This window comes from Pseudomonas sp. G3-19 (genome assembly GCF_054855875.1).
In genome coordinates this window covers 5,220,277-5,244,762 of sequence record NZ_JBMPIQ010000003.1, presented here as the reverse complement: position 1 = coordinate 5,244,762, position 24,486 = coordinate 5,220,277, and the positions used below count along the sequence as shown (strand labels likewise).

The following is a 24,486-nucleotide window of genomic DNA, read 5'->3' as shown; positions in this document are numbered from 1 at the left end:
GAAAGCTTTCTTATGAACGGCCAGCGGGCCGTGTTCGAGCGGGGAATCCTAGCACAGCGACCTCTTCTAATCAGGACGCCTACTAGATCGAAAGGGCATATGAATATGCCCACCCGTTTGGGCACCCACCCCTTGTAGGAGTGAGCCTGCTCGCGATAGCGGTGTATCAGTCGCCGCTATGTTGAATGTGACAAAGCTATCGCGAGCAGGCTCACTCCTACAGGCGAAATGCGGTGGATTCAGATCGGGTTCGGGCAATCGATGAAGATGTGTTCGAGGGCGAAACGTTTTGCCAGGTAGTCACCCAACGCCTGCACGCCATAGCGCTCGGTGGCGTGGTGGCCGGCGGCGATGAAGCTGATGTCGTTTTCCCGCGCGCTGTGGAAGGTCTGCTCGGAGGCTTCACCACTGAGGAACAGATCGACACCCGCCGCCACGCCCTGATCGATATAGCCCTGCCCGCCACCGGTGCACCAGCCGACCCGACGAATCATCCCACTGCCCTCGACCAGCAGCGGCTCGCGGCCCATGACGTCTTTAACCTTGCGGGCGAAATCACGCGCAGTCATCGGCTCATTCAACGACCCGACCAGTCCGACAATTTTAAGGTTGTCCGGATCCAGTGGCCCTTCAACGGTAATGTCCAGCTGACGCGCCAGTTGCACGTTGTTGCCGACCTCCGGATGCAGATCCAGCGGCAAGTGATAGGCGAGCAGACTGATGTCGTGCTTGAGCAAAGTCTTCAAGCGCCGCTGCTTCATGCCGGTGATGCACGGGTTCTCGCCTTTCCAGAAATAGCCGTGATGCACCAGTATCAGATCGGCCTCGGCCTCCACCGCCGCGTCAAGCAGCGCCTGACTGGCGGTGACGCCACTGACGATGCGCATCACTTGCGGACGGCCTTCGACCTGCAGGCCGTTGGGGCAATAATCAGCGATTTTTGCACTGCCAAGGTAACGGTCGGCTTCTTCGACGAGGGTGCTGAGGGCGACGGCCATGAAAGACTCCTGAAAATCCCGTTCAGAGGCGCGCGCGGCCTCGTATAATGCGCGACATTATGGGCGGTCTGACCCCGCCTGCAACTTTTCCAGGACGTGCTTAATGCTCAAGGCGCTGCGTTTTTTCGGCTGGCCGCTGTTGGCCGGTGTGCTTATCGCTCTGTTGATTATTCAGCGTTACCCGCAGTGGGTCGGGCTGCCGAGCCTCGACGTCAACCTGCAACAGGCCCCGCAAACCACCAGCGTGCAGCAGGGGCCGGTGTCCTATGCCGACGCGGTGACCATCGCCGCACCGTCGGTGGTCAACCTTTACACCACCAAGGTCATCAACAAACCGGCGCACCCGCTGTTTGAAGACCCGCAGTTCCGGCGCTTCTTCGGTGACAACTCGCCGAAGCAGAAACGCATGGAATCGAGCCTCGGTTCCGGGGTGATCATGAGCCCGGAAGGCTACATTCTGACCAATAACCACGTGACCACCGGCGCCGACCAGATCGTGGTGGCGCTCAAGGACGGTCGCGAAACCCTCGCCCGGGTGATCGGCAGCGATCCGGAAACCGACCTCGCGGTGCTGAAGATCGACCTGAAAAACCTGCCGGCGATCACCGTCGGCCGCTCCGACAGCATCCGCATCGGCGATGTCGCGCTGGCCATCGGCAACCCGTTCGGCGTCGGCCAGACCGTGACCATGGGCATCATCAGTGCCACCGGGCGTAACCAGTTGGGCCTGAACAACTACGAAGACTTCATCCAGACCGACGCGGCGATCAACCCGGGCAACTCCGGCGGCGCGCTGGTCGATGCCAACGGCAACCTCACCGGCATCAACACGGCGATCTTCTCCAAGTCCGGCGGCTCGCAGGGCATCGGTTTTGCGATCCCGGTGAAACTGGCGATGGAGGTAATGAAGTCGATCATCGAGCACGGTCAGGTGATTCGTGGCTGGCTCGGTATTGAAGTGCAGCCGCTGACCCAGGAACTGGCCGAGTCGTTTGGCCTGTCCGGGCGTCCGGGGATTGTCGTGGCGGGGATCTTCCGCGATGGCCCGGCACAGAAGGCCGGCCTGCAACTGGGTGACGTGATTCTGAGTATCGACGGCGAACCGGCCGGTGATGGCCGCAAGTCCATGAACCAGGTGGCGCGGATCAAGCCGACTGACAAAGTGACCATTCAGGTCATGCGCAACGGCAAAGAACTGAAGCTCACCGCTGAAATCGGCCTGCGTCCGCCGCCTGCACCGGTGAAAGAAGAAGAATAAAACTTTATTCGCGCCGAGTGCGCGAATGAAAGACACTCTCAACAGGCATGTTATATTGTTTCAATTTAACAATTGGAACAACATAACATGTCGTCTCGAAAAAAGGCTTCACTGCTTGGCCTGACCCTGGGCCTGCTGGGCGATCCGGTCTTCGCCGAAGATCCGCAACCCCTCGAACTCGACGCCATCAGCGTCACTTCCGATTATGAATCCCCCAGCGGGCCGGTCAGCGGCTACCGCGCGACGCGCTCCGCCAGTGCAACCAAAACCGACACCGCCATCCGCGACATTCCCCAAGCGATCAGCGTGGTGCCGGCCAGCGTGCTCAAGGATCTGGGCAGCCACAATGTCGAACGCGCACTGGAATTTGCCGGCGGCGTGTCGAAGCAGAACAATTTTGGCGGCCTGACGCTGTACGAATACAGCGTACGCGGCTTCACCACCTCAGAGTTCTACAAGGATGGTTTCAGCGCCAATCGCGGCTACCCGAGCACGCCGGACGCGGCCAATGTGGAGCGCATCGAAGTCCTCAAAGGTCCGGCCGCGAGCCTGTATGGCCGTGGAGATCCTGGCGGCACGGTGAACATCGTCACCAAAAAGCCGCAGCCCGAAGCGTTCACCACCCTGCAGACCAGCGCTGGCAGCTGGGATCGTTATCGCACGGCACTGGACGTCAATACGCCGCTCGACGAGCAGGGGGACGTGCTCTCGCGGATCAACCTCGCGGTCGAAGACAACCACAGCTTCCGTGATCACGTCGACAGCCAGCGGGTCTTCGTCGCACCTTCGATCAGTTGGCAACTGAGCCCGGACACTTCGTTGTTGGTGGAAAGCGAAATCGTCCGGCACAACTCCACGTTCGACCGAGGAATCGTCGCGCCGAACAACAAATGGAGCGGCGTTTCGCGCTCGACCTTCCTCGGTGAACCGAACGACGGCAACATCGACAACCACAACAACCTGCTCCAGGCCACCCTCGAACATCACCTCAACGACAGCTGGAAACTGCGTCTGGCCAGCCACTACAAGGAAGGCAAACTGTGGGGCGACGCGTCTGAAAGTCGTGCGCTGAACGCCGATGGTCACACGATCAACCGACGCTACCGCGAACGGGACACTAACTGGCACGACAGCATCACCCAATTGGAGCTGCGCGGTCTGTTCGACCTCGGCCCATGGCAGCACGAACTGCTGATCGGCACCGAATACGAGAACTTCCGCAAGAACGAACGCGTCACTACCATCGCTGGCGGTCCCTACGCCATCGACATCTACAAGCCGATCTACGGCCAACCGAAACCCAACGGCCCACGCTCGGGTACTGACTTCTTCGAACACGTCGAAAGCCACGCACTGAACCTGCAGGATCAAATCATCTTCACCGACAAACTGCGCGGGATGATCGGCGCACGCTTCGAACACTTTGATCAACGCATCGACGATCACACCCGCGATGCCAAAAGCCAGCAGACTCACGACGCCCTCACCCAACGCGCCGGCCTGCTCTATCAGTTGACGCCGAACACCGGCCTGTTCGCCAACACCTCGACCTCGTTCAAACCGAATAACGGCCTCGACGCCTCCGGCAAATCCTTCGATCCCGAAGAGGGCATCGGTTACGAAATCGGCATCAAGAACGAACTGTTCGACGAGCGCCTGAGCAGCACCCTCGCCTTCTTCCACATCGACAAGGAAAACGTCCTCGCCCTAGATCCGAACACCGATACCAGCCGCGCGATGGGCAAGGCGCGCAGTCGCGGTTTCGACTGGCAAGTGACCGGGCAAGTGACCGATGCCGTGCGGGTGATGGGTGCCTTCGCTTACATCGACGCTGAAGTGACCAAGGGCGACGCAGCAATCCCGACCGGCAGCCGCATCCTCGGCGTGGCCAAGCGCAGTGGCAGCCTGCTCGGTGTGTACGAATTTCAGGACGGCCATTTGCGCGGCTCGGACGTCGGCGCGGCGTTCACCTATGTCGGCGATCGCTCCGGTGAAGCCGGCGGTGATTTTGAAATGCCGGCCTATCACACCGTCGATCTGCTGGCCCATTACAAGGCCAGCGACAACGTCACGGTTGGCCTGAACCTCAACAACCTCTTCGACGAAAAATACTACGAGCGCTCCTACAGCAATTACTGGGTCAACCCCGGCGAGCCGCGCAATTTCACCGTCAGCCTGACACTCAACCTGTAAAAGGACGTCACTATGCAATGCCGCAAAACCCTGCTGATCATCGCCGCCCTGTTCGCCACTCAGGCCTCGGCCCACGGCCTGTGGACCGAACAACGGCGCGGCAATATCGAAGTGATCTACGGCCATGGCGCCGAAGACAATGCCTTCAAGGCGCAGAAAATCAGCGGCGCCTGGGCCTATGACACAAGCGGCAAAATGATCCCGGTCAGCGTCGAACGCCTGCCCGATCACGCGCGCCTGAAGCCGCTAAAAACACCGGCGGTCATGGCCGTCGCACTGAACAACGGCATGTGGTCGCAAACCGCCGACAGAAAATGGATCAACGAAGGCCGCAGCAAAGTGCCGGGCGCTGTCGAAGCCACCGAGACGTTCAAGTACAGCCTGGCGATTTATCAGCCAGGAGCAAAGTTGCCCAGGCTTGAGCAGATCAAGTTGCTGATTTTGCCGGAGGTCGACCAGCTGACCGTCGGCCCGGGCAAATCATTGCCGGTACGGGTGTTGCTCGATGGCAAGCCGGCAGCGGGCGTGAAGCTGATTGGCGACTATCGCAATGCACCGAACACCCTGAGCACTGAAACGGACAAGGACGGACGCGCGCAAGTGCTGGTGCGTAATGAAGGATTGAATGTGATTGCGGCGCAGGTGGAAGTGCCGGTGAAGGACAGCGCTGATGTGAACAGTCGCGGGCTATTCAGTTCGCTGACGTTCCTTGGCGAACCGCATCACGAGTAAAAGCGCACCCTCACCCCAGCCCTCTCCCTGAGGGAGAGGGAGCAGACCGAGCTGTCTTGCGAAGTACATCGACCTGAAAATCCGAGTCGATTATGGATTCAGTACAGCACTCTCACGTCGGCGAAACTCTGCAATATCCCCCAATCAGTCCCCTCTCCCTCTGGGAGAGGGCTAGGGTGAGGGGCTTTGGCTTTTAGAGGTCGCCGAGGCCGTCGATCAGCGCCTGGTTCTGCTCCGGCGTACCGATCGAAATCCGCAGGAACTGGGCAATCCGCTCCTGCTTGAAGTGACGCACGATCACACCCTGCTCGCGCAGCTTGGCCGCCAGCCCCGCTGCATCGTGTTGCGGGTGCCGGGCGAAGATGAAGTTCGCCGCCGACGGCAGCACCTCAAAGCCCTTGGCCTGCAATTGCGCGATCACCCATTCACGGCTCTCGATCACCAGACGGCAGGTCTTGTCGAAATACTCGCGATCCTCGAACGCTGCCGCCGCCCCGACAATCGCCAGGCGATCCAGCGGATAGGAGTTGAAGCTGTTCTTGATCCGCTCCAGCGCTTCGATCAGATCCGGATGACCCACCGCCAGACCAACGCGCAGCCCGGCCAGCGAGCGCGACTTGGACAGGGTCTGGGTCACCAGCAGGTTCGGATAACGATCCACCAGACTGATCGCGGTTTCGCCGCCGAAGTCGATATAAGCCTCGTCCACCACAACCACCGAATCCGGGCTGGCCTTGAGGATCTGCTCGACCGCCTCCAGCGCCAAAAGGCAACCGGTCGGTGCATTCGGGTTGGGGAAGATGATCCCGCCATTCCGCTTGGCGTAGTCCGCCGGGTTGATCTGGAACTGCGCGTCCAGCGGCACGGCATCGAACTGGATGCCGTACAGACCGCAATACACCGGATAGAAGCTGTAGCTGATGTCCGGGAACAGCAGCGGCTGCTCGTGTTGCAGCAGACCGTGAAAGATGTGCGCCAGCACTTCGTCCGAACCGTTGCCGAGGAACACTTGATTGCTCTGCACGCCGTAGTAGTTAGCGACGGCGTTTTTCAGCAGATCGCTGTTCGGGTCCGGGTACAGACGCAGGTTGTCGTTCAGTTCGGTCTGCATCGCCGCCAGGGCTTTTGGCGACGGGCCATAGGGGTTTTCGTTGGTGTTGAGCTTGACCAGTTTGGTCAGCTTTGGCTGTTCGCCCGGCACATACGGCACCAGATCCTTGACGAACGGACTCCAGAATTTACTCATGATCAGTTCCCCTTCTGCTCAGCTTTGATGCGGTATTCGGCGCTGCGTGCGTGCGCACTCAGGGATTCGCCACGGGCCAGCACCGAAGCGGTCTTGCCCAGCTCGGAAGCACCGGCCTCGGAGCAGAAGATGATCGACGAACGTTTCTGGAAGTCGTACACACCCAGCGGCGAGGAGAACCGCGCAGTGCCGGAGGTCGGCAGCACGTGGTTCGGGCCAGCGCAGTAGTCGCCCAGCGCTTCGGAGGTGTGGCGGCCCATGAAGATCGCGCCGGCGTGACGGATCTGCGGCAACCACGCTTGTGGATCAGCGACCGACAGCTCCAAGTGTTCCGGGGCGATACGGTTGGCGACTTCGATGGCTTGCGCCATGTCGCGCACATGAATCAGTGCACCGCGACCATTGATCGAGGTTTCGATGATGGTTGCGCGGTCCATGGTCGGCAGCAGTTTGTCGATGCTCGCAGCGACCTTGTCGAGGAATTCGGCGTCCGGGCTGACTAGAATTGCCTGCGCGTCTTCGTCGTGCTCGGCCTGGGAGAACAGGTCCATGGCGATCCAGTCCGGATCGGTCTGGCCGTCGCACACCACAAGGATTTCCGACGGGCCGGCGATCATGTCGATGCCGACCTGACCGAACACGTGACGCTTGGCGGTGGCCACATAGATGTTGCCCGGGCCGACCACCTTGTCCACCTGTGGCACGCTTTCGGTGCCGTAAGCCAGCGCGGCAACCGCTTGTGCGCCGCCGATGGTGAACACCCGGTCAACGCCGGCAATGCACGCCGCCGCCAGCACTAGCTCATTGAGCTCACCGCGTGGGGTCGGCACGACCATGACCACTTCGGTCACGCCGGCGACCTTGGCCGGAATCGCGTTCATCAACACCGAAGACGGGTACGACGCCTTGCCGCCCGGCACGTACAGGCCGGCGCGATCCAATGGTGTGACCTTCTGCCCGAGCACGGTGCCGTCGGCCTCGGTGTAGCTCCAGGAGTCCTGTTTCTGTTTTTCGTGGTAGCTGCGCACCCGCGCCGCGGCTTTTTCCAGCGCTTCGCGCTGCGCCACAGTGATGCGAGTCAGGGCCAGCTCCAGGCGCTCGCGCGGCAGAATCAGGTCAGCCATCGACGCCACTTCGAGGCCGTCGAACTTCTGGGTGAATTCGACCAGCGCCGCGTCACCGCGCTCGCGCACAGCCTTGATGATGTCCAGCACGCGCTGATTGACCGAGTCGTCAGACACACTTTCCCAGCTCAGCAGATGATCCAGATGATGCGCGAAATCCGGGTCAGCAGCGTTGAGTCGGCGAATTGCAGTCGGTGCGGTCATAGCGAGAGCCTCATAGGAATGGCGAAAAACTCAGGCGCCCGAAACTATCATTCGATCCGCTTGGGCACCTGAGAATTCTGGCTATGAGGCGGATAGACGGCGCGACCAGGGGTCGCGCAGGTACATCAGCCGCGGTGTCGCGATTCCACTGCGTTGCGCAGGGTATCGATCAACGCCTGGATTCGGGCGTGTTGCATCTTCATCGAAGCCTTGTTGACCACCAGGCGCGAGCTGATCGTGGCGATCAGTTCCTGAGGTTCCAGGCCATTGGCGCGCAGGGTGTTGCCGGTGTCGACCACGTCGATGATCTTGTCGGCCAGACCGATCAGCGGCGCCAGCTCCATCGAACCGTAGAGCTTGATGATGTCGACCTGACGCCCCTGTTCGGCGTAGTAACGCTTGGCGACGTTGACGAACTTGGTCGCCACGCGCAGACGGCCCTTGGGCTCGGCCGCGCCGATCTTGCCGGCGGTCATCAGCTTGCACTGGGCAATCTGCAGATCCAGCGGCTCGTAAAGGCCCTGACCGGTGTATTCCATCAGCACGTCTTTACCGGCGACGCCGAGGTCGGCCGCGCCATGCTCGACATAGGTCGGCACGTCGGTGGCACGCACGATCAACAGACGTACGTCATCCTGAGTGGTGGGGATGATCAGCTTGCGGCTCTTGTCCGGATTCTCGGTCGGCACGATGCCCGCTTCAGCGAGAAGCGGCAGGGTGTCGTCAAGGATGCGGCCCTTGGACAGTGCGATGGTCAACATGGGAAACGTCAGTCCTTATCAAGGTACTCATGCCCGGTCGCAATCGGCGCCGGACACACATCGAGCCGGATACCGGCTCGACTCGAAACAAATTCAGTGGACACGTCCCTGTGTCCGCATGCAGCAATCAGCCCGGAACGCGACGGATCTTGGCGCCCAGCATCTGCAGTTTTTCTTCGATGCACTCGTAACCACGGTCTATGTGGTAGATGCGATCGATCAGGGTGTCGCCTTCGGCAACCAGTGCCGAGATCACCAGGCTGGCCGAAGCACGCAGGTCAGTGGCCATCACTGGCGCGCCCTTCAGGACTTCAGTACCGGTGACGATCGCGGTGTTGCCTTCGACCTGGATCTTGGCGCCCATGCGGTGCAGTTCGTAAACGTGCATGAAACGGTTTTCGAAGATCGTCTCGATCACTGCGCCTGTGCCTTCGGCAATGGCGTTGAGCGAGATGAACTGGGCCTGCATGTCGGTCGGGAACGCCGGGTACGGCGCGGTGCGCACGTTGACCGCTTTCGGGCGCTTGCCGTGCATGTTCAGCTCGATCCAGTCTTCACCGCTGGTTACTTCAGCGCCGGCTTCACGGAGCTTTTCCAGAACGGCTTCGAGGATGGTCGGATCGGTGTCCTTGACCTTCACGCGGCCACCGGTGACCGCAGCGGCCACCAGGTAGGTGCCGGTTTCGATACGGTCAGGCATGACCTTGTAGAAGCACGAACCCAGACGCTCGACGCCATCGATGGTGATGGTGTCGGTGCCGGCGCCGGAAACCTTGGCGCCCATGGCGTTGAGGAAGTTCGCCAGGTCAACCACTTCCGGCTCGCGCGCGGCGTTCTGCAGGACGCTGCGGCCCTTGGCCAGGGCAGCTGCCATCATGATGTTTTCGGTACCGGTCACACTGACGGTATCGAAGAAGAAGCTGGCGCCGCGCAGGCCGCCTTCAGGCGCCTTGGCCTTGATGTAGCCGCCTTCGACGTCGATCACCGCGCCCATGGCTTCGAGGCCACGGATGTGCAGGTCAACCGGACGCGAACCGATGGCGCAACCGCCAGGCAGGGCGACTTCGGCTTCACCGAAACGCGCAACCATCGGGCCCAATACCAGGATCGAGGCACGCATGGTTTTCACCAGTTCGTACGGCGCGATCAGGGTCTTGATGGTGCGTGGGTCGATTTCGACGCTGAGTTTCTCGTCGATCACCGGCTCGATGCCCATGCGACCGAACAGCTCGATCATGGTGGTGATGTCGTGCAGGTGCGGCAGGTTGCCAACGGTCACCGGGCCATCGCACAGCAGGGTGGCAGCCAGAATCGGCAGGGCGGAGTTCTTCGCCCCGGAGATACGGATTTCGCCATCAAGACGAACGCCACCGGTAATAATCAATTTATCCATAAGAATCTCGACGCCCTTGGGCTCAGGTGCGCTCGGCCCAGGCCGCGCGGCTGAAAAATTTCATAGTGACCGCATGGATGCTGCCATCGGCGATCCACGGGTTCAAATGGGCATAGATGCTCTGCTGACGCTTGACCGGGCTTAACGCCGCCAGTTCATCGCTAATCACGTTCAGCTGAAAGTTGCAGCCTTCGCCTTCAACTTCCACCTGCGTTCCTGGCAGCTTCCCTTCAAGGAAGCTCTTCACTTCTACGGCCTGCATGCTCAACCTCAATCGGCGCCCTGTGCGCACGGGTCGGACATCATACAAAAAAGCCCCGCGCCTGCGAACCCCGCATTGGCAGGACTCTGACGGGGGGCTTGTTTATCGATGCGGGTTCAGGGGTGCGCCAGCAACTCGGTCAGTTCACTGACCTGAGCGATTTCGCGCATGTCTTCCGGCATCGCACGGATGCTGACGGCCTTGCCGGCCGCCTGGGCATCGCGCATGAAGCACAGCAGCAAGGACAAGCCGACGCTGCTGGACTTCTTCACTGCCGAGCAATCGATGACCAGCGATGCCGCCTTGCTGGACTTGATCAGCGCCTGGCCTTCCTTGCGCAGGTCGGGACCTGTGCGGTAATCCAGTACTCCACTGAGCAATAGCTCGTCGACGTCACTCATACGAACTGCCGCCTCATTCATTGCGCTGGCTTCTCGGCAGCTTTCTCGGTGGTTTCCTTGGCCTTGGCCACTTCGCCAGCCCAATTGTTGATGGTCTTGTCCAGATCGTTGCCATTGCGCTGCATCGCGTCGGCGAACTGATCACGGAACAGCTTGCCGATGTTGATGCCGTTGATGATCACATTGCGCAGTTTCCACTCGCCATTGATCTTCTCCAGCGTGTACTGCACAGGGTAGATCGCGCCGTTGTTGCCCTTGACGGTCATGCCGACGCTGGTGCGATCGCCGGACTCATCCTTGGCCGGATCAACGGTGATGCCCTGGTTGTTGTACTCGAGCAAAGCGTTGCCATAGAACTGGAACAGGCCGCGCTTGAAGTTTTCCTGGAAGGTCTGCATCTGCGCCGGCGTGGCCTTGCGCGAATACTTGACCGTCATGATGCTCTTGGAAATGCCTTCGGCATCCACCACAGGTCCGACGATGGTGTTCAGCGCCGTGTAGAAGTCCTGCGGATCCTTCTTGTACTTCTCTTTATTGGCCGACAAGTCGGCCAGCATCCGGTTCGTGGTGTCCTGAATCAGGTCGTGCGCCGACTGTCCGGGCGCAGCGCTAGCCAGCATCGGCAGTGCCGCAAGCAACACCAACAGGCCACGTCGCAAGGTAGAGATCATTCAAAAGCTCCTCATTTGGCGTCTTTGCTAACGGTATTGAGCAGGAATTTACCGATCAGGTCTTCCAGTACCAGAGACGACTGCGTGTCGTGGATGGTTCCACCATCCTTCAGACGGGTGTCTTCCCCGCCCACGCTGATACCGATGTACTTCTCGCCCAACAGGCCAGCGGTCAGGATAGACGCTGTGGAGTCGGTCGGCAGGTTGTCGACCTTTTTATCCACTTGCAGGGTTACCCGACCGGTGAAGCTGTCGCGATCCAGATCGATGGCCGTGACCTTGCCGATGGTTACGCCAGCCATGGTCACTTTGGCTCTGACCGTCAAACCGGCGATGTTGTCGAAGTAGGCATACAGTTTATAGGTGTCGGTGGTCGAAGTCGGAGACAGGCCACTGACCCGCAGAGCCAGTAGCAACAAAGCCAGGATCCCTGCCAGCAGGAACAGGCCGACACCGATTTCCAGGGTGCGGTTTTGCATCAGAAATCTCCAAACATCAAAGCGGTCAGAATAAAGTCCAGGCCCAGTACCGCCAGCGAGGCGAATACCACGGTCTTGGTGGTGGCGCGACTGATGCCCTCGGAAGTGGGCTCACAGTCATAGCCTTGGAAAACGGCGATCCAGGTCACGACGAAGGCGAAAACGATACTTTTGATGACGCCGTTGAGCACATCGCTGGTGAAGTTCACGCTGTTCTGCATGTTCGCCCAGTAGGAGCCTTCATACACGCCAAGCCAGTCGACAGCCACCCACGAACCGCCCCAGATTCCCACCACGCTGAAAATCATCGCCAGCACCGGCAGGGAAATGAAACCGGCCCACAGACGCGGGGCAATAATGTATTTGAGCGGATCGACACCGATCATTTCCAGGCTGGAAAGCTGTTCGGTGGACTTCATGTTGCCAATTTCTGCGGTCAGCGCCGAACCGGCACGCCCGGCAAACAGCAACGCCGTCACGACTGGCCCCAGTTCACGCAGCAACGTCAGGGCGACCATCTGCCCCACCGCCTGCTCCGAACCGTAGCTCGACAGAATACTGAAGCCCTGCAGCGCCAGCACCATGCCGATGAAAATCCCCGACACGACGATGATCACCAGCGACATCACGCCGACCGAATGCAACTGCTTGACCAGCAGGCCGAAACCGCCGCTGATACCGCCACGACCGAGCAGGGCGTGAAACAGGAACAGGGTCGCGCGGCCAAACACCGCGACGGCGTCGATCGCCGCCTCGCCGAACCGGCGTACGCGTTCTATTAATGAAATTTTGCGCATCAGCGCTTCCCCAGAAGATCTGCGCGGTAATCCGTCGCTGGAAAATGATACGGCACCGGGCCATCGGGGTTGCCGGTCATGAACTGGCGAATACGCGGTTCATCCGAATTCATCAATTCGTCCGGCGTGCCCTGCCCCAGCACCTGACCATCACCCACTACATAGATATAGTCAGCGATGCTCGCGGTTTCGGCCAGATCGTGGGAGACCACGATGCTGGTGATCCCCAGCGCATCGTTGAGCAGACGGATCAGGCGTACCAGCACGCCCATGGCGATCGGATCCTGACCGACGAAAGGCTCGTCATACATGAGAATCTGCGGATCGAGCGCAATCGCCCGGGCCAGGGCGACCCGACGCTTCATGCCGCCGGACAGCTCGTCGGGCATCAGCTCGATGGCACCGCGCAAACCGACCGCCTGCAATTTGAGCAGGACGATGTCGCGGATCATTTCATCCGGCAATTGGGTATGAACGCGCAGGGGGAAAGCGACGTTCTCGAAGACATCGAGATCGGTGAACAGCGCGCCGCTCTGAAACAGCACGCCCATGTGCTTGCGCGCATCGAACAGATCACTGCGCGACAGCGTCGGCAGGTTCTGGCCGTTGACCCAGACTTCGCCGCTGGATGGACGCAACTGCGCACCCATCAAGCGCAACAAAGTGGTCTTGCCGCACCCGGAAGGTCCCATGATGCCGGTAACCTTGCCACGCGGGATGCGAATATCGACGTTATTGAAAATGCTGCGCGCACCGCGCTTGAAGGAGACTCCCTTCAGCTCGACCGCGTAGGCGTTATCGGCACTCATCTAAACTCCTTGCGATGCAGCCTCTCACTCGGACGCCTGGCTTTCCGCAGAAAGCACATACCTCCCGGGCAGGCCGAACTGGCGGCGAACTATATCACTGCAAAGGCCAAGCGCCCAAGGCCCATGCCCCCCTGTGTTCAGCGATATGACAGGCGCGGCCGCGCTTTTTCAGGGTTTTGGTTACGAGGAATGACAAAGCACGACGAACTTGCGTGAGGCTTTTCAACATAACCGCTATAATCGCCGCCTTTTCATCGGGCTATACGATTTCTGACATGAGCCAATCCAGCGACCTGATTCAATCGGCACAACGCACCATCCGCCTCGAAGTGGAAGCCGTACAAGGCTTGTTGCCCCATATCGACGCCGATTTCGTACGCGCTTGCGAGATGATTCTGGCCAGCAAAGGCCGTGTGGTCGTGGTCGGCATGGGCAAATCCGGGCACGTCGGCAACAAGATTGCCGCGACCCTGGCCAGCACCGGCACCCCGGCATTTTTCGTCCACCCGGCCGAAGCCAGCCATGGCGACATGGGCATGATCACCCGCGACGACGTGATCCTCGCCCTCTCCAACTCCGGCTCGACCAACGAAATCGTCACCCTGCTGCCATTGATCAAGCGCCTCGGCATCCAGTTGATCAGCCTCACCGGCAATCCGCAGTCGCCGCTGGCCAAAGCTGCCGAAGTCAATCTCAACGTTCATGTCGAACACGAAGCCTGCCCGCTGAACCTGGCACCGACTTCCTCGACCACCGCCGCGCTGGTCATGGGCGATGCCCTGGCCGTGGCGCTGCTGGAAGCGCGTGGTTTCACCGCCGAAGATTTTGCCTTTTCACACCCGGGCGGCGCTCTGGGTCGACGCCTGCTGCTGAAAGTGGAAAACGTCATGCATGCCGGGCAAGAGCTGCCGCAAGTGCAGCGCGGCACCCTGCTCAAGGACGCGCTCATGGAAATGACCCGCAAGGGTCTGGGCATGACCGCGATCGTTGAAGCCGATGGCAAACTGGCCGGAATCTTCACCGACGGCGATTTGCGCCGCACGCTGGACCGCAGCATCGACATCCGCAGCGCCACCATCGACCAGGTCATGACCGCACACGGCAAGACCGCACGGCCCGAGATGCTCGCCGCCGAAGCCCTGAAAATCATGGAAGACCACCGAATCAACGCACTGGTTGTCGTGGACGAAGAAGATCGCCCGATCGGCGCCTTCAACCTCTCCGATCTGCTGCGTGCAGGAGTGATGTAATGACCACCGATCTGCTGCAACGCGGCAAAGCGATCAAACTGGCGGTGTTCGACGTCGACGGCGTCCTCACCGACGGGCGCCTGTACTTCCTCGAAGACGGCAGCGAATTCAAGACCTTCAACACCCTCGATGGCCAGGGCATCAAAATGCTGATGAATGCCGGTGTCGAGACTGCCATCATCAGTGGCCGCAAGACCCCGGTGGTTGAACGCCGGGCGAAGAACCTCGGTATCCCGCACCTGTTTCAGGGTCGCGAAGACAAATTGGTGGTTCTGGACGGCCTGCTGGCGCAACTGGGCCTAAGCTATGAACAGGTCGCCTACCTGGGTGACGACCTGCCTGACTTGCCGGTGATCCGCCGCGTAGGGCTGGGCATGGCCGTTGCCAATGCTGCCGACTTCGTGCGCGAACACGCCCATGGCGTCACTCGGGCCCGCGGTGGCGAAGGTGCCGCCCGCGAATTCTGCGAATTGATCCTGCGCGCCCAGGGCCGCCTCGATGCGGCCAACGCCGCGTACCTGTGAGCCAAATCATGTTTAGCAAAAAATTTCGCAACTTCCTGCTGTTCGGCTGCATCGCTGCGATGTTTGCGGCGGTCGGCTACTGGAACATCAGTCCGGAACGTTTCCTCGACAAGCCTGTGGCCAAGGTCGAAGACACTGCCATCGACTGGTACGCCACCAATACGCATACCCTGCAATATCTGCCGGACGGCAAAGTGCAGTACGAAATGACGTCGGACAAGGCCGAACACCTGAAAGCGACGGATGTGACTCTGGTTACCAAACCCGACCTCAACATGTATCGCGGCACCGAGTTTCCGTGGCACGTGACCAGCGAACGCGGCGAAGTGAATCCGGACGGAACGCAGGTAGAATTGATCGACTCGGTACGCATCAAGCGCACCGATGAAAAGAAACGCGACACCCTGATCACCAGCACACGCATGACGGTGTTCCCTCAGCAGCAATATGCGCAGACCGAGCAACCCGTTAGAATCGACGGCGCTGGCGGTGTATCGACTGGCGTGGGAATGAAGGCGTATTTGAAGGAAAGCAGGATACACCTGCAATCGAACGTAAGAGGACAGTATGAGGCTCGTTAAAACCCTCCCTATTTTGCTCAGTCTGGGCGCAGCACTGGGAAGCGTGAGCGCCTGGGCTCTGCCGAACGATCAGCAGCAACCTATCCGCATTCAGGCCGACGACGCCCAGCTGGACGACAAGAACGGCATCGCCACCTATAAAGGTGATGTGATCATCACCCAGGGCTCGATGATCGTTAAGGGCAATACGGTGACCATCACCCGTACTCCGACCGGCGATATCGACGTGGTGACCTCGGTGGGCAACCTTGCCTACTTCGAGCAACTGCAAACCCAGGGTGACGCCAAGCCTGTTCAGGGCTGGGGCGTGACGATTCAGTACCACGCCGCGCAAAACCGCGTCGTGCTGATCGACAAGGCCAAGGTTGTCGACAAGGACAACAACACCACTCAGGGCGAGAAAATCGTCTATGACACGGTGAAGAAACTGGCCAGTGCCGGTCGCGCTACCGGCAGCAAAGTCACCGAAGCGCGTCCGCGTATCGACATGGTGATCCAGCCGAAGAAGAAAACCGACGAGAAAACCCAGTAATGGCAACTCTGAAAGCTCAACACCTGGCCAAGGCCTATAAAAGCCGCCAGGTTGTGCGCGACGTCAGCCTGTCGATCGACAGCGGCCAGATCGTTGGCCTGCTCGGCCCGAACGGTGCCGGCAAGACCACCTGTTTCTACATGATCGTCGGCCTTGTGCAGGCCGATCAGGGTCGCGTGCTGATCGATGATCTGGACGTCAGCCATCAGCCGATGCACGGCCGCGCCAAGGCCGGTATCGGCTATCTGCCGCAAGAAGCGTCGATCTTCCGCAAACTGTCGGTGGCCGATAACATCATGGCCATCCTCGAAACCCGCACGGAACTCGACAAGGCCGGTCGTCGCAAGGAACTGGAAAGCCTACTGCAGGAATTCCACATCAGCCACATCCGCGACAACCTCGGCATGAGCCTGTCCGGTGGTGAACGCCGCCGGGTGGAAATCGCCCGCGCCCTGGCGACCGCACCGAAATTCATCCTGCTCGACGAGCCGTTCGCCGGTGTCGACCCGATTTCGGTCGGCGACATCAAGCAGATCATCCATCACCTCAAGGCCAAGGGCATCGGTGTTCTTATCACCGACCACAACGTGCGTGAGACCCTGGATATCTGCGAAACCGCCTACATCGTCAACGACGGTCAACTGATCGCGGAAGGCGATGCGGCGACCATCCTTGCCAACGATCTGGTGAAGGAAGTGTACCTGGGCCACGAGTTCCGCCTGTAAGCACCAAGGCACTTGGCCAGCCTCCGGGTGCTGTATCGATGAAGCAGGCTTTTTATACGCTTTTATTGTTACAGCGCTCTAGGCAAACACGACAGTTTCAGGCATATAATTTGCTTAAGTTTGGCGCTCCGGCGCCCTGTAGTGGATGGCGCATGCGCGCCGGCGAATAAGGTGTTAAGCCCCTGCCATGAAACCATCGCTAGTCTTGAGAATGGGCCAGCAGCTGACGATGACACCGCAGCTGCAACAGGCCATCCGCCTGCTCCAATTGTCGACCCTGGACCTGCAACAGGAAATCCAGGAGGCCCTGGAATCCAATCCGATGCTCGAACGCCAGGAAGAAGGCGACGACTTCGACAATACCGATCCTTTGGCCGACAACGCCGAACAAAAACCCAACACCGACATTCAGGAACCGTCCTATCAGGAAGCCGCCCCGACGGTGGACAATCTGGAAGATGGCGAATGGAACGAGCGCATTCCTAACGAACTGCCCGTTGATACCGCCTGGGAAGACGTCTACCAGACCAGCGCCAGCAGCCTGCCCAGCAGCGATGACGACGAGTGGGACTTCACCACCCGCACGTCCGCCGGCGAAAGCCTGCAAAGCCATCTGCTGTGGCAATTGAACCTGGCGCCGATGTCCGACACCGACCGCCTGATCGCCGTGACCCTGATCGATTGCATCAACAATCAGGGCTACCTGGACGAAACCCTCGAAGAAATTCTCGACGCCTTTGATCCGGAGCTCGACATCGAGCTGGACGAGATCGAAGCCGTTCTGCACCGCATTCAGCAGTTCGAACCGGCCGGTATCGGCGCGCGCAACCTCGGCGAATGCCTGCTGCTGCAACTGCGTCAGCTCCCGGCCAAGACCCCGTGGCTCAACGAAGCCAAACGTCTGGTCAGCGATTACATCGATCTGCTCGGCAGTCGCGACTACAGCCAGTTGATGCGGCGTATGAAGCTCAAGGAAGACGAGTTGCGTCAGGTCATCGAACTGGTGCAAAGCCTCAATCCGCGTCCGGGCTCGCAGATCGAATCGACCGAAGCCGAGTACGTGGTGCCCGACGTCATTGTGCGCAAGGATAACGAACGCTGGCTGGTCGAGCTGAATCAGGAGTCAGTGCCCCGTCTGCGGGTTAACGCGCAGTACGCCGGTTTCGTCCGTCGCGCCGACACCAGCGCCGACAACACCTTCATGCGCAACCAGTTGCAAGAGGCACGCTGGTTCATCAAGAGCCTGCAAAGCCGCAACGAAACCCTGATGAAGGTGGCCACCCAGATCGTCGAGCATCAGCGCGGCTTCCTGGAGTATGGCGATGAAGCCATGAAGCCGTTGGTCCTGCATGACATCGCCGAGGCGGTCGGCATGCACGAATCGACGATTTCCCGGGTCACCACGCAGAAATTCATGCATACCCCGCGCGGTATTTATGAACTGAAATACTTTTTCTCCAGCCACGTCAGCACCTCCGAAGGCGGTGAATGCTCGTCGACGGCGATCCGCGCGATCATCAAAAAACTGGTTGCGGCGGAAAATCAGAAAAAGCCGTTGAGTGACAGCAAGATCGCTGGTTTACTGGAGGCACAAGGCATTCAGGTGGCTCGCCGCACCGTCGCCAAGTACCGCGAATCCCTCGGGATCGCGCCTTCGAGCGAACGCAAGCGGTTGATGTAAGCCACGTTACAGCGTTCCAGTGGCAGGCTCTTCGGCCTGCCGCTTTATGCACTGGCAACGAAGGAGAAGCTGTATGCAAGTCAACATCAGTGGACACCAACTGGAAGTGACCGAACCTCTGCGCACCTACATCAACGAGAAACTCGAACGATTGGAGCGCCATTTCGACAAGATCACCAACGTGCAAGTCACGATGTGCGTCGAAAAGCTCAAGCAGAAAATCGAAGCCACCTTGCATATACCCGGCAGCGAAGTGGTCGCTAACGCAGAAGATACTGACATGTACGCTGCGATCGACTCACTGACCGACAAGCTGGATCGCCAACTCAAAAAGCATAAGGAAAAGACCCAGAGCCTCCTTCAGGGCGCGACAGGTCGTTAACACTCCCAACCCATGATCCGACTTGAAAGTATCCTGACCCCCGGCCGTTCCCTGGTGAACGTGCCGGGCGGCAGTAAAAAGAAAGCCCTCGAACAGATTGCCAACCTCATCCATAAAGAAGTGCCGGATCTGGCCATGCAGGATGTTTTCGAGAGCCTGGTAGCCCGTGAGAAACTCGGATCCACCGGTTTCGGCAACGGCATCGCCATTCCCCACTGTCGCCTCAAAGGCTGCGAAGCGCCTATCAGCGCGTTGATGCACCTTGATGCCCCCATCGATTTCGATGCCATCGACGGCGCACCGGTCGACCTGCTGTTTGTACTGCTGGTCCCGGAAGCGGCCACCGATGCCCACCTGGAATTACTGCGCCAGATCGCCAGCATGCTCGATCGCAAGGAAGTGCGCGAAAAACTGCGCAGCGCACCGAGCAACGAAGCCTTGTATCAGGTCGTCCTGAGCGAGCAGAACGGTCATTAATCATGCGTTTGATCATCGTCAGCGGCCGCTCCGGCTCGGGTAAAAGTACCGCCCTGAATGTCCTTGAGGACAACGGCTACTACTGCATCGACAACCTGCCGGCCGGTCTGCTGCCGGAACTCGCCGAACGCGCCCTGATTCACACCGAACTGGCCCAGCCGCTGGTGGCCGTGTCGATCGATGCACGCAATCTGCCGAGCCACCTGTCGCGTTTCCCCGAACTGCTTGAAGAAGTCCGTGCCCGGCACATCCAGTGCGATGTGTTGTATCTGGATGCCGACGAAGAAACCCTGCTCAAGCGCTTCTCGGAAACCCGCCGGCGCCATCCGTTGAGCACTGCCAACCGCTCGCTGGCCGAAGCGATCGAAGATGAAACCGCCCTGCTCGGCCCGATCGCCGACCTGGCCGACCTCAAGGTCAACACCACCAATCTGAATCTGTACCAGTTGCGTGACACCATCAAGCTGCGACTGCTGAACCAGCCGGAACCGGGCACGGCGTTTCTGGTCGAGTCGTTCGGCTTCAAGCGCGGCATGCCGGTGGACGCGGATCTGGTGTTCGATGTGCGCTGCCTGCCCAATCCTTACTGGAAACCGGAACTGCGTGCACAATCGGGTCTCGACGCACCGGTCGCCGAGTACCTGGCTGCACAACCGGAGGTTGAGGAGATGTTTCAAGACATCTACGGCTACCTGTACAAATGGCTGCCACGCTTTGCCGCGAGTAATCGCGCCTATGTCACCATTGCCATTGGCTGCACCGGCGGGCATCACCGCTCCGTTTACCTGACCGAACGTCTGGGTCAGGCCCTGCAGAAAACCCTGAAGAACGTCCAGGTTCGCCACCGCGACCTCACTTAAAGGATTCACACCGCGATGCCTGCTCTGGAAATCGAAATCATCAATAAACTGGGCCTGCACGCCCGAGCGTCGGCCAAGTTCGTCGGGGTGGCGGGCCAGTTCCCGGATTGCACGATCAGAGTGGGTCGCACGCCAGAAACCACAGTGGATGGCAAAAGCATCATGGCGATGATGATGCTCGCCGCCGGCAAGGGTACGAAGATCTATCTGAGCACCGAAGGCCATCAGGAACAGGAAGCGCTGGATGCGCTGGTGGCGTTGATCAACAACTACTTCGATGAGGGTGGTTGATCGTTTAAAGATCAAAAGATCAAAAGATCGCAGGCTGCGATCTTTTGATATTCAACCCAACGCCGTATCCATCACCATCATCAGACAAAACCCGATCAGCAAGCCAAGACTGGCCAGCTTGTCATGACCATTGCGGCGCGATTCCGGAATGACTTCGTGCGTCACCACCAGCAACATAGCCCCCGCCGCCAGCGCCAGCCCCAACGGCAATAACAGCTCCGCCAGACTGACCAGCCAGGCACAGAGCAGTGCAAACACCGGCTCGACCAACCCTGAAGCCGCACCGATCAAGAACGCCCTGACCCGCGACATTCCCGCCCCCGCCAGTACCAGCGCAATCACCAATCCCTCTGGCACATCCTGCAAGGCGATGCCCATCGCCAGACTGTCGGCATCCGGCATGCCGCCGCCAGCGGACACCCCCACCGCCATGCCTTCCGGGATGTTGTGAGCAATGATGGCGAAGACGAACAGCCAGATGCGCGGCGGAATCACCGGGTGCTCGGGGGTACCGACGAGCATTTCCGGTGAGGCGCCGGACAGTTTCAGATCCACCAGATACAAACCGAATGCACCGAGCATGATGCCGAAGCAAATCAGCCCGCTGGCGGCCAACGGTGTCAGGCCCAGACTTTCGGCAGCAGCGATGCCCGGCACGATCAGCGAAAACGCAGTCGCCGCCAGCATCACGCCGGCGCCGAAACCCAGTAGCGTATCGCTGAGCCTCTGCGGCATACGCCGGATCACCAGCACCGGCACCGCGCCGAGCGCCGTGCCGAGGGCGCAGATCGCGCCGCCCTGCAATGCGCGTGACAATCGCGGCTGCAGATCCAGCCATTCCAGCCCGTGCACGGCCAGCAGGGTCATGCCCGCCAGCAGCAACAGCGACCCGACCGCGTAACGAAACATGCGCCCACCGCCAATCGCCAGTGTTTCAGTGCCCATAGTCAGCCCTGGATTGTTTTTATAGAAGACTTAAACCAGTGCAGCCTGGTAGCGCGCAGCAACTTCCGGCCAATTGATCACGTTGTAGAACGCGTTGATGTATTCCGGGCGACGGTTCTGATAACGCAGGTAATAGGCGTGTTCCCAAACATCCAGACCGAGAATCGGCGTGTTGCCGTTCATCAACGGGCTGTCCTGATTGCCGCTACTTTCCACGACCAGTTTTTTCTCCGGGGTCACGCTGAGCCAGGCCCAGCCGCTGCCGAAACGGGTCAACGCGGCTTTGGTGAAGGCTTCCTTGAAGCTGTCGAGGCCGCCCAGTTGCGCCTCGATGGCCTTGGCCAGCGCGCCGTCCGGCTTACCACCGCCGTTGGGCACCATGACTTCCCAGAACAGCGAATGGTTGGCATGCCCGCCACCCTGATTGATCACCGCCGCGCGGAGTTTTTCCGGCAACTGCTGAACGCTGGCGACCAGTTTTTCCACCGGCCATTCGGCGTACTCAGTGCCTTCGACGGCGGCATTGAGGTTGTTGATGTAGGTCTGGTGGTGCTTGGTGTAGTGGATCTCCATGGTTTGCGCATCGATGTGCGGTTCCAGGGCATCGTAGGCGTAAGGCAAGGCAGGCAAGGTAAAAGCCATTTCAGTGGACTCCATGGTGATGTGAGACTGAGGCGCGGCGTGCATTGCCGGTGTCCGGGTGCAGCAGGCGCTGGGTGCGCGGGTATTCGCCGTGTTCGCTGATGAAATTCAGCAGTTCGACGTAGGTCTTGCTGCTCTGGCGCAACGCCGCTTCCCGCAGGGCCGGACGCAGGCGCTCGTCCTGCATGGTCTGCAACAGCCGTTGATGAATCGCGCAGAGGTACTCGGCGCTCTCCTCCGGTTGATTCAGGCGCAGGTGCAGATCCGCCAGGTTGTGGTGGGAGACGACGCAGGCCGCCACCGCTTCGTCGGCATCGGCCCAGCGTTCGAATAGCACTTGCGCCAGGGCCAGGGCTTGCAGGTAAGCCTCGCGGGCGTCGATCAGCTCGCCGAGCATGAAGCAGCGATTGGCCCGTTCGATCGTGCGTTTCCAGTGCTCCATGGTGAGCCTCCAAAGCGGTTGCGGGGTTTACACGCCGCCGGCGGTGAGTTTCTCGGGGTTGAGCAACTCTTCCAGGTGGCTGCGCGACAGATCGGTGTGTTCCAGCGCGACGTCGATCACCGGGCGGCCCTGCTTGTAGGCCTGCTTGGCGATTTCGGCGGCTTTCTGATAGCCGATGATCGGGTTGAGCGCCGTGACTAGGATCGGATTACGCGACAGCGCTTCTTTGAGCCGCGACTCGTTGACCTTGAAGCTGGCGATGGCCTTGTCGCCGAGCAGACGACTGGCATTGGCCAGCAGTTCGATGCTGCTCAGCAGGTTCTGGGCGATGATCGGCAGCATCACGTTCAGCTCGAAGTTGCCCGACTGGCCGGCGATGGTGATCACCGAATCGTTGCCGATCACTTGCGCAGCGACCATCGCAGTAGCTTCCGGAATCACCGGATTAACCTTGCCCGGCATGATCGACGAACCCGGTTGCAGGGCTTCCAGCTCGATCTCGCCAAGGCCGGCGAGCGGACCAGAGTTCATCCAGCGCAGGTCGTTGGCGATTTTCATCAGCGACACGGCGGTAGCCTTGAGCTGACCGGAGACGGCGACGGCGGTGTCCTGCGAGCCGATCAGGGCGAACAGATCCTTGCCCGGAGTTAATTGCACATTCGTCAGTTGGCTGAGCTGGCGACTGAAACGCTTGGCAAACTCCGGATGCGCGTTGATCCCGGTGCCGACCGCCGTACCGCCCTGCGCCAGCGATTGCAGGCTCGGCAGCAAGTCCTGCAGATGACCGATGTTGGCCTTGAGCTGCTGCGCCCAGCCATTGAGCACCTGACTCATGCGCACCGGCATCGCGTCCATCAAGTGCGTGCGGCCGGTTTTGACGTGGTGGTGCACCTGTTCGGCTTTGTTTTCGATGACCTGCACCAGATGCAACAGCGCCGGCAGCAGTTGTTCGTGCAACGCCAGGGCGGCGCTGACGTGGATGGTGGTCGGAATGATGTCGTTGCTGCTCTGGCCGCAGTTGACGTGATCGTTCGGGTTGACCGGCTCGCCAAGCAGTCGGCTGGCGAGGGTCGCGATCACTTCGTTGGCGTTCATGTTGGAGCTGGTGCCGGAGCCGGTCTGGAAGATATCCACCGGGAAATGCTGCATGAAGTCGCCTTCGAGCAGGCCTTGGGCCGCATCGCTGATGGCTTTGCCCTGGCCGGCGCTGAGCTGGTTGAGCTCGACGTTGGCCCGCGCGGCGGCGGCTTTGGCGAGGATCAGCGCACGGATGAATTGCGTTGGCATCGGCTTGCCGCTGATCGGGAAGTTATCCACTGCACGCTGGGTCTGCGCGCCATAGAGAGCGTCCACCGGCACCTGTAGTTCGCCCATGCTGTCGCGCTCAATACGAGTCTTGGTCATCGGTAAATCCTTGGACTAATTCAATGAGAGGAATCGAGGGAAGCAACTCGCAGGTCGCCAGTTGCCAGGTGTAGCGCTGCCAGCGCTGGAGCCGACAGTTGCACAGAGAGAGGCGCTCCATTTCACGCAACGGACGCCAGGCTTGATCGAGACACAGGCTGCGCCAGTGCCACGGCAACGCGATGTCGGTGGCTGTGTCGAGCAGCAGACGGAAGGAGGTTTCAGCGATGGTCCACGGGGAAGTCGCCGTACAGCAGGCCAGATAACGGCCTTCGGCCAGGTAATGTTCGATCAGGCGTGGTTCGTCAGGATCCATCGCGCAACGGATCTGGCGACTCATCCAGCGCCAGCTTTCGAGGTACGGCTGCTCGTGCAAGGCAGAACTCATGATCCGGGGCTCGTTCGGAGATGAGATTTATTAT

At 60.0% G+C, this 24,486-nt stretch carries 29 protein-coding genes; 13 read left to right on the top strand and 16 right to left on the bottom strand.

Annotation, left to right across the window (positions count from 1 at the left end):
• Positions 1–239: 239 nt before the first annotated feature.
• Positions 240–998 (bottom strand): Nif3-like dinuclear metal center hexameric protein, encoded by a 759-nt coding sequence (locus ACOYXI_RS23830; protein WP_097090396.1) that lies wholly within the window; start codon positions 996–998, stop codon positions 240–242.
• A 103-nt stretch (positions 999–1,101) separates the two neighbouring features.
• Here ACOYXI_RS23830 and algW point away from each other — a divergent pair, with 103 nt between their 5' ends.
• The 3 genes from algW (at position 1,102) to ACOYXI_RS23815 (ending at position 5,181) form a co-directional block, all read left to right on the top strand.
• A complete protein-coding gene (gene algW, locus ACOYXI_RS23825) occupies positions 1,102–2,256 on the top strand; it encodes a Do family serine endopeptidase AlgW (RefSeq protein ID WP_096795365.1) in 1,155 nt (384 codons plus the stop codon).
• A gap of 87 nt (positions 2,257–2,343) precedes the next feature.
• On the top strand, positions 2,344–4,449 hold the full coding sequence (locus ACOYXI_RS23820) for a TonB-dependent siderophore receptor (RefSeq protein ID WP_461675362.1): 2,106 nt from the start codon (positions 2,344–2,346) through the stop codon (positions 4,447–4,449).
• Between the two features lie 12 nt (positions 4,450–4,461).
• A complete protein-coding gene (locus ACOYXI_RS23815; RefSeq protein ID WP_461675361.1) occupies positions 4,462–5,181 on the top strand; it encodes a DUF4198 domain-containing protein in 720 nt (239 codons plus the stop codon).
• A gap of 193 nt (positions 5,182–5,374) precedes the next feature.
• Here the strand turns inward: ACOYXI_RS23815 and hisC are convergent, their stop codons facing one another.
• The 10 genes from hisC to ACOYXI_RS23765 all read right to left on the bottom strand — a co-directional run bounded on the left by hisC (position 5,375) and on the right by ACOYXI_RS23765 (position 13,328).
• A complete protein-coding gene (hisC, locus tag ACOYXI_RS23810; protein ID WP_135294965.1) occupies positions 5,375–6,427 on the bottom strand; it encodes a histidinol-phosphate transaminase in 1,053 nt (350 codons plus the stop codon).
• Between the two features lie 2 nt (positions 6,428–6,429).
• A complete protein-coding gene (gene hisD, locus ACOYXI_RS23805; protein ID WP_027610855.1) occupies positions 6,430–7,755 on the bottom strand; it encodes a histidinol dehydrogenase in 1,326 nt (441 codons plus the stop codon).
• Between the two features lie 125 nt (positions 7,756–7,880).
• Positions 7,881–8,516: an ATP phosphoribosyltransferase gene (gene hisG / locus ACOYXI_RS23800; protein WP_007967226.1), complete on the bottom strand. Its 636-nt coding sequence runs from the start codon at positions 8,514–8,516 to the stop codon at positions 7,881–7,883.
• Between the two features lie 127 nt (positions 8,517–8,643).
• On the bottom strand, positions 8,644–9,909 hold the full coding sequence (murA, locus tag ACOYXI_RS23795; RefSeq protein ID WP_045122295.1) for a UDP-N-acetylglucosamine 1-carboxyvinyltransferase: 1,266 nt from the start codon (positions 9,907–9,909) through the stop codon (positions 8,644–8,646).
• Between the two features lie 22 nt (positions 9,910–9,931).
• Positions 9,932–10,171 (bottom strand): BolA family protein, encoded by a 240-nt coding sequence (locus ACOYXI_RS23790; RefSeq protein ID WP_003221710.1) that lies wholly within the window; start codon positions 10,169–10,171, stop codon positions 9,932–9,934.
• 116 nt (positions 10,172–10,287) lie between these two features.
• Positions 10,288–10,593, bottom strand: coding sequence for an STAS domain-containing protein (locus tag ACOYXI_RS23785; RefSeq protein WP_027610853.1), 306 nt, complete (start codon positions 10,591–10,593; stop codon positions 10,288–10,290).
• Positions 10,590–11,243, bottom strand: coding sequence for an MlaC/ttg2D family ABC transporter substrate-binding protein (locus tag ACOYXI_RS23780; protein WP_027610852.1), 654 nt, complete (start codon positions 11,241–11,243; stop codon positions 10,590–10,592). Before ACOYXI_RS23780 ends, ACOYXI_RS23785 begins: the two co-directional genes overlap by 4 nt.
• An 11-nt stretch (positions 11,244–11,254) precedes the next feature.
• On the bottom strand, positions 11,255–11,722 hold the full coding sequence (mlaD, locus tag ACOYXI_RS23775; RefSeq protein WP_007967220.1) for an outer membrane lipid asymmetry maintenance protein MlaD: 468 nt from the start codon (positions 11,720–11,722) through the stop codon (positions 11,255–11,257).
• Positions 11,722–12,519, bottom strand: a complete 798-nt coding sequence (gene mlaE, locus ACOYXI_RS23770; RefSeq protein ID WP_134785443.1) for a lipid asymmetry maintenance ABC transporter permease subunit MlaE — start codon at positions 12,517–12,519, stop codon at positions 11,722–11,724. The genes mlaD and mlaE overlap by 1 nt, the downstream gene beginning before the upstream one ends.
• Positions 12,519–13,328, bottom strand: coding sequence for an ATP-binding cassette domain-containing protein (locus ACOYXI_RS23765; RefSeq protein ID WP_003221703.1), 810 nt, complete (start codon positions 13,326–13,328; stop codon positions 12,519–12,521). Before ACOYXI_RS23765 ends, mlaE begins: the two co-directional genes overlap by 1 nt.
• Positions 13,329–13,603: 275 nt before the next feature.
• Here ACOYXI_RS23765 and ACOYXI_RS23760 point away from each other — a divergent pair, with 275 nt between their 5' ends.
• The 10 genes from ACOYXI_RS23760 (at position 13,604) to ACOYXI_RS23715 (ending at position 20,631) form a co-directional block, all read left to right on the top strand.
• Positions 13,604–14,578: a KpsF/GutQ family sugar-phosphate isomerase gene (locus ACOYXI_RS23760; RefSeq protein ID WP_027610849.1), complete on the top strand. Its 975-nt coding sequence runs from the start codon at positions 13,604–13,606 to the stop codon at positions 14,576–14,578.
• Positions 14,578–15,102 (top strand): KdsC family phosphatase, encoded by a 525-nt coding sequence (locus tag ACOYXI_RS23755; RefSeq protein WP_007967216.1) that lies wholly within the window; start codon positions 14,578–14,580, stop codon positions 15,100–15,102. The genes ACOYXI_RS23760 and ACOYXI_RS23755 overlap by 1 nt, the downstream gene beginning before the upstream one ends.
• Positions 15,103–15,110: 8 nt before the next feature.
• Complete coding sequence (gene lptC / locus ACOYXI_RS23750; RefSeq protein ID WP_027610848.1) at positions 15,111–15,683, top strand: LPS export ABC transporter periplasmic protein LptC; 573 nt, start codon at positions 15,111–15,113, stop codon at positions 15,681–15,683.
• Positions 15,670–16,215 carry a lipopolysaccharide transport periplasmic protein LptA gene (gene lptA / locus ACOYXI_RS23745; RefSeq protein ID WP_096795357.1) on the top strand — a complete coding sequence of 182 codons (546 nt, stop codon included), beginning with the start codon at positions 15,670–15,672 and terminating at the stop codon, positions 16,213–16,215. Before lptC ends, lptA begins: the two co-directional genes overlap by 14 nt.
• Positions 16,215–16,940 carry an LPS export ABC transporter ATP-binding protein gene (gene lptB, locus ACOYXI_RS23740; protein WP_007967211.1) on the top strand — a complete coding sequence of 242 codons (726 nt, stop codon included), beginning with the start codon at positions 16,215–16,217 and terminating at the stop codon, positions 16,938–16,940. Before lptA ends, lptB begins: the two co-directional genes overlap by 1 nt.
• A 187-nt stretch (positions 16,941–17,127) precedes the next feature.
• Entirely contained in the window at positions 17,128–18,621 is a 1,494-nt protein-coding gene (locus tag ACOYXI_RS23735) for an RNA polymerase factor sigma-54 (RefSeq protein ID WP_027610846.1), read from the top strand.
• Positions 18,622–18,694: 73 nt separating this feature from the next.
• On the top strand, positions 18,695–19,003 hold the full coding sequence (gene hpf, locus ACOYXI_RS23730) for a ribosome hibernation-promoting factor, HPF/YfiA family (RefSeq protein WP_025109458.1): 309 nt from the start codon (positions 18,695–18,697) through the stop codon (positions 19,001–19,003).
• A gap of 12 nt (positions 19,004–19,015) precedes the next feature.
• Positions 19,016–19,480, top strand: coding sequence for a PTS IIA-like nitrogen regulatory protein PtsN (gene ptsN / locus ACOYXI_RS23725; protein WP_027610845.1), 465 nt, complete (start codon positions 19,016–19,018; stop codon positions 19,478–19,480).
• 2 nt (positions 19,481–19,482) lie between these two features.
• A complete protein-coding gene (rapZ, locus tag ACOYXI_RS23720; protein WP_027610844.1) occupies positions 19,483–20,340 on the top strand; it encodes an RNase adapter RapZ in 858 nt (285 codons plus the stop codon).
• 15 nt (positions 20,341–20,355) lie between these two features.
• On the top strand, positions 20,356–20,631 hold the full coding sequence (locus tag ACOYXI_RS23715) for an HPr family phosphocarrier protein (RefSeq protein ID WP_003221684.1): 276 nt from the start codon (positions 20,356–20,358) through the stop codon (positions 20,629–20,631).
• A gap of 51 nt (positions 20,632–20,682) precedes the next feature.
• Here the strand turns inward: ACOYXI_RS23715 and ACOYXI_RS23710 are convergent, their stop codons facing one another.
• The 5 genes from ACOYXI_RS23710 to ACOYXI_RS23690 are packed head-to-tail and all read right to left on the bottom strand — an operon-like array spanning position 20,683 to position 24,452.
• A complete protein-coding gene (locus tag ACOYXI_RS23710; protein ID WP_225137548.1) occupies positions 20,683–21,576 on the bottom strand; it encodes a ZIP family metal transporter in 894 nt (297 codons plus the stop codon).
• 30 nt (positions 21,577–21,606) lie between these two features.
• Positions 21,607–22,218 carry a superoxide dismutase gene (locus ACOYXI_RS23705; RefSeq protein ID WP_115986705.1) on the bottom strand — a complete coding sequence of 204 codons (612 nt, stop codon included), beginning with the start codon at positions 22,216–22,218 and terminating at the stop codon, positions 21,607–21,609.
• Between the two features lies 1 nt (position 22,219).
• A complete protein-coding gene (locus ACOYXI_RS23700; RefSeq protein WP_139053851.1) occupies positions 22,220–22,660 on the bottom strand; it encodes a hypothetical protein in 441 nt (146 codons plus the stop codon).
• 27 nt (positions 22,661–22,687) lie between these two features.
• Entirely contained in the window at positions 22,688–24,064 is a 1,377-nt protein-coding gene (locus ACOYXI_RS23695) for a class II fumarate hydratase (RefSeq protein ID WP_134785441.1), read from the bottom strand.
• Positions 24,045–24,452: a hypothetical protein gene (locus ACOYXI_RS23690; protein ID WP_027610839.1), complete on the bottom strand. Its 408-nt coding sequence runs from the start codon at positions 24,450–24,452 to the stop codon at positions 24,045–24,047. Before ACOYXI_RS23690 ends, ACOYXI_RS23695 begins: the two co-directional genes overlap by 20 nt.
• Between the last annotated feature and the right edge of the window lie 34 nt (positions 24,453–24,486).

Bases quoted from the DNA above. Each gene is read 5' to 3' on its own strand.
- ACOYXI_RS23830 (WP_097090396.1), bottom strand. From the start codon at position 998: ATGGCCGTCGCCCTCAGCACCCTCGTCGAAGAAGCCGACCGTTACCTT.
- lptC (WP_027610848.1), top strand. From the start codon at position 15,111: ATGTTTAGCAAAAAATTTCGCAACTTCCTGCTGTTCGGCTGCATCGCT.
- ACOYXI_RS23755 (WP_007967216.1), top strand. From the start codon at position 14,578: ATGACCACCGATCTGCTGCAACGCGGCAAAGCGATCAAACTGGCGGTG.
- ACOYXI_RS23715 (WP_003221684.1), top strand. From the start codon at position 20,356: ATGCCTGCTCTGGAAATCGAAATCATCAATAAACTGGGCCTGCACGCC.
- mlaE (WP_134785443.1), bottom strand. From the start codon at position 12,519: ATGCGCAAAATTTCATTAATAGAACGCGTACGCCGGTTCGGCGAGGCG.
- ACOYXI_RS23820 (WP_461675362.1), top strand. From the start codon at position 2,344: ATGTCGTCTCGAAAAAAGGCTTCACTGCTTGGCCTGACCCTGGGCCTG.
- lptA (WP_096795357.1), top strand. From the start codon at position 15,670: ATGAGGCTCGTTAAAACCCTCCCTATTTTGCTCAGTCTGGGCGCAGCA.
- murA (WP_045122295.1), bottom strand. From the start codon at position 9,909: ATGGATAAATTGATTATTACCGGTGGCGTTCGTCTTGATGGCGAAATC.
- ACOYXI_RS23815 (WP_461675361.1), top strand. From the start codon at position 4,462: ATGCAATGCCGCAAAACCCTGCTGATCATCGCCGCCCTGTTCGCCACT.
- lptB (WP_007967211.1), top strand. From the start codon at position 16,215: ATGGCAACTCTGAAAGCTCAACACCTGGCCAAGGCCTATAAAAGCCGC.
- ACOYXI_RS23710 (WP_225137548.1), bottom strand. From the start codon at position 21,576: ATGGGCACTGAAACACTGGCGATTGGCGGTGGGCGCATGTTTCGTTAC.
- ACOYXI_RS23695 (WP_134785441.1), bottom strand. From the start codon at position 24,064: ATGACCAAGACTCGTATTGAGCGCGACAGCATGGGCGAACTACAGGTG.
- hisG (WP_007967226.1), bottom strand. From the start codon at position 8,516: ATGTTGACCATCGCACTGTCCAAGGGCCGCATCCTTGACGACACCCTG.
- ptsN (WP_027610845.1), top strand. From the start codon at position 19,016: ATGATCCGACTTGAAAGTATCCTGACCCCCGGCCGTTCCCTGGTGAAC.
- ACOYXI_RS23780 (WP_027610852.1), bottom strand. From the start codon at position 11,243: ATGATCTCTACCTTGCGACGTGGCCTGTTGGTGTTGCTTGCGGCACTG.
- ACOYXI_RS23735 (WP_027610846.1), top strand. From the start codon at position 17,128: ATGAAACCATCGCTAGTCTTGAGAATGGGCCAGCAGCTGACGATGACA.
- rapZ (WP_027610844.1), top strand. From the start codon at position 19,483: ATGCGTTTGATCATCGTCAGCGGCCGCTCCGGCTCGGGTAAAAGTACC.
- ACOYXI_RS23765 (WP_003221703.1), bottom strand. From the start codon at position 13,328: ATGAGTGCCGATAACGCCTACGCGGTCGAGCTGAAGGGAGTCTCCTTC.
- ACOYXI_RS23690 (WP_027610839.1), bottom strand. From the start codon at position 24,452: ATGAGTTCTGCCTTGCACGAGCAGCCGTACCTCGAAAGCTGGCGCTGG.
- hisD (WP_027610855.1), bottom strand. From the start codon at position 7,755: ATGACCGCACCGACTGCAATTCGCCGACTCAACGCTGCTGACCCGGAT.
- ACOYXI_RS23705 (WP_115986705.1), bottom strand. From the start codon at position 22,218: ATGGCTTTTACCTTGCCTGCCTTGCCTTACGCCTACGATGCCCTGGAA.
- ACOYXI_RS23700 (WP_139053851.1), bottom strand. From the start codon at position 22,660: ATGGAGCACTGGAAACGCACGATCGAACGGGCCAATCGCTGCTTCATG.
- hpf (WP_025109458.1), top strand. From the start codon at position 18,695: ATGCAAGTCAACATCAGTGGACACCAACTGGAAGTGACCGAACCTCTG.
- mlaD (WP_007967220.1), bottom strand. From the start codon at position 11,722: ATGCAAAACCGCACCCTGGAAATCGGTGTCGGCCTGTTCCTGCTGGCA.
- ACOYXI_RS23785 (WP_027610853.1), bottom strand. From the start codon at position 10,593: ATGAATGAGGCGGCAGTTCGTATGAGTGACGTCGACGAGCTATTGCTC.
- ACOYXI_RS23790 (WP_003221710.1), bottom strand. From the start codon at position 10,171: ATGCAGGCCGTAGAAGTGAAGAGCTTCCTTGAAGGGAAGCTGCCAGGA.
- algW (WP_096795365.1), top strand. From the start codon at position 1,102: ATGCTCAAGGCGCTGCGTTTTTTCGGCTGGCCGCTGTTGGCCGGTGTG.
- hisC (WP_135294965.1), bottom strand. From the start codon at position 6,427: ATGAGTAAATTCTGGAGTCCGTTCGTCAAGGATCTGGTGCCGTATGTG.
- ACOYXI_RS23760 (WP_027610849.1), top strand. From the start codon at position 13,604: ATGAGCCAATCCAGCGACCTGATTCAATCGGCACAACGCACCATCCGC.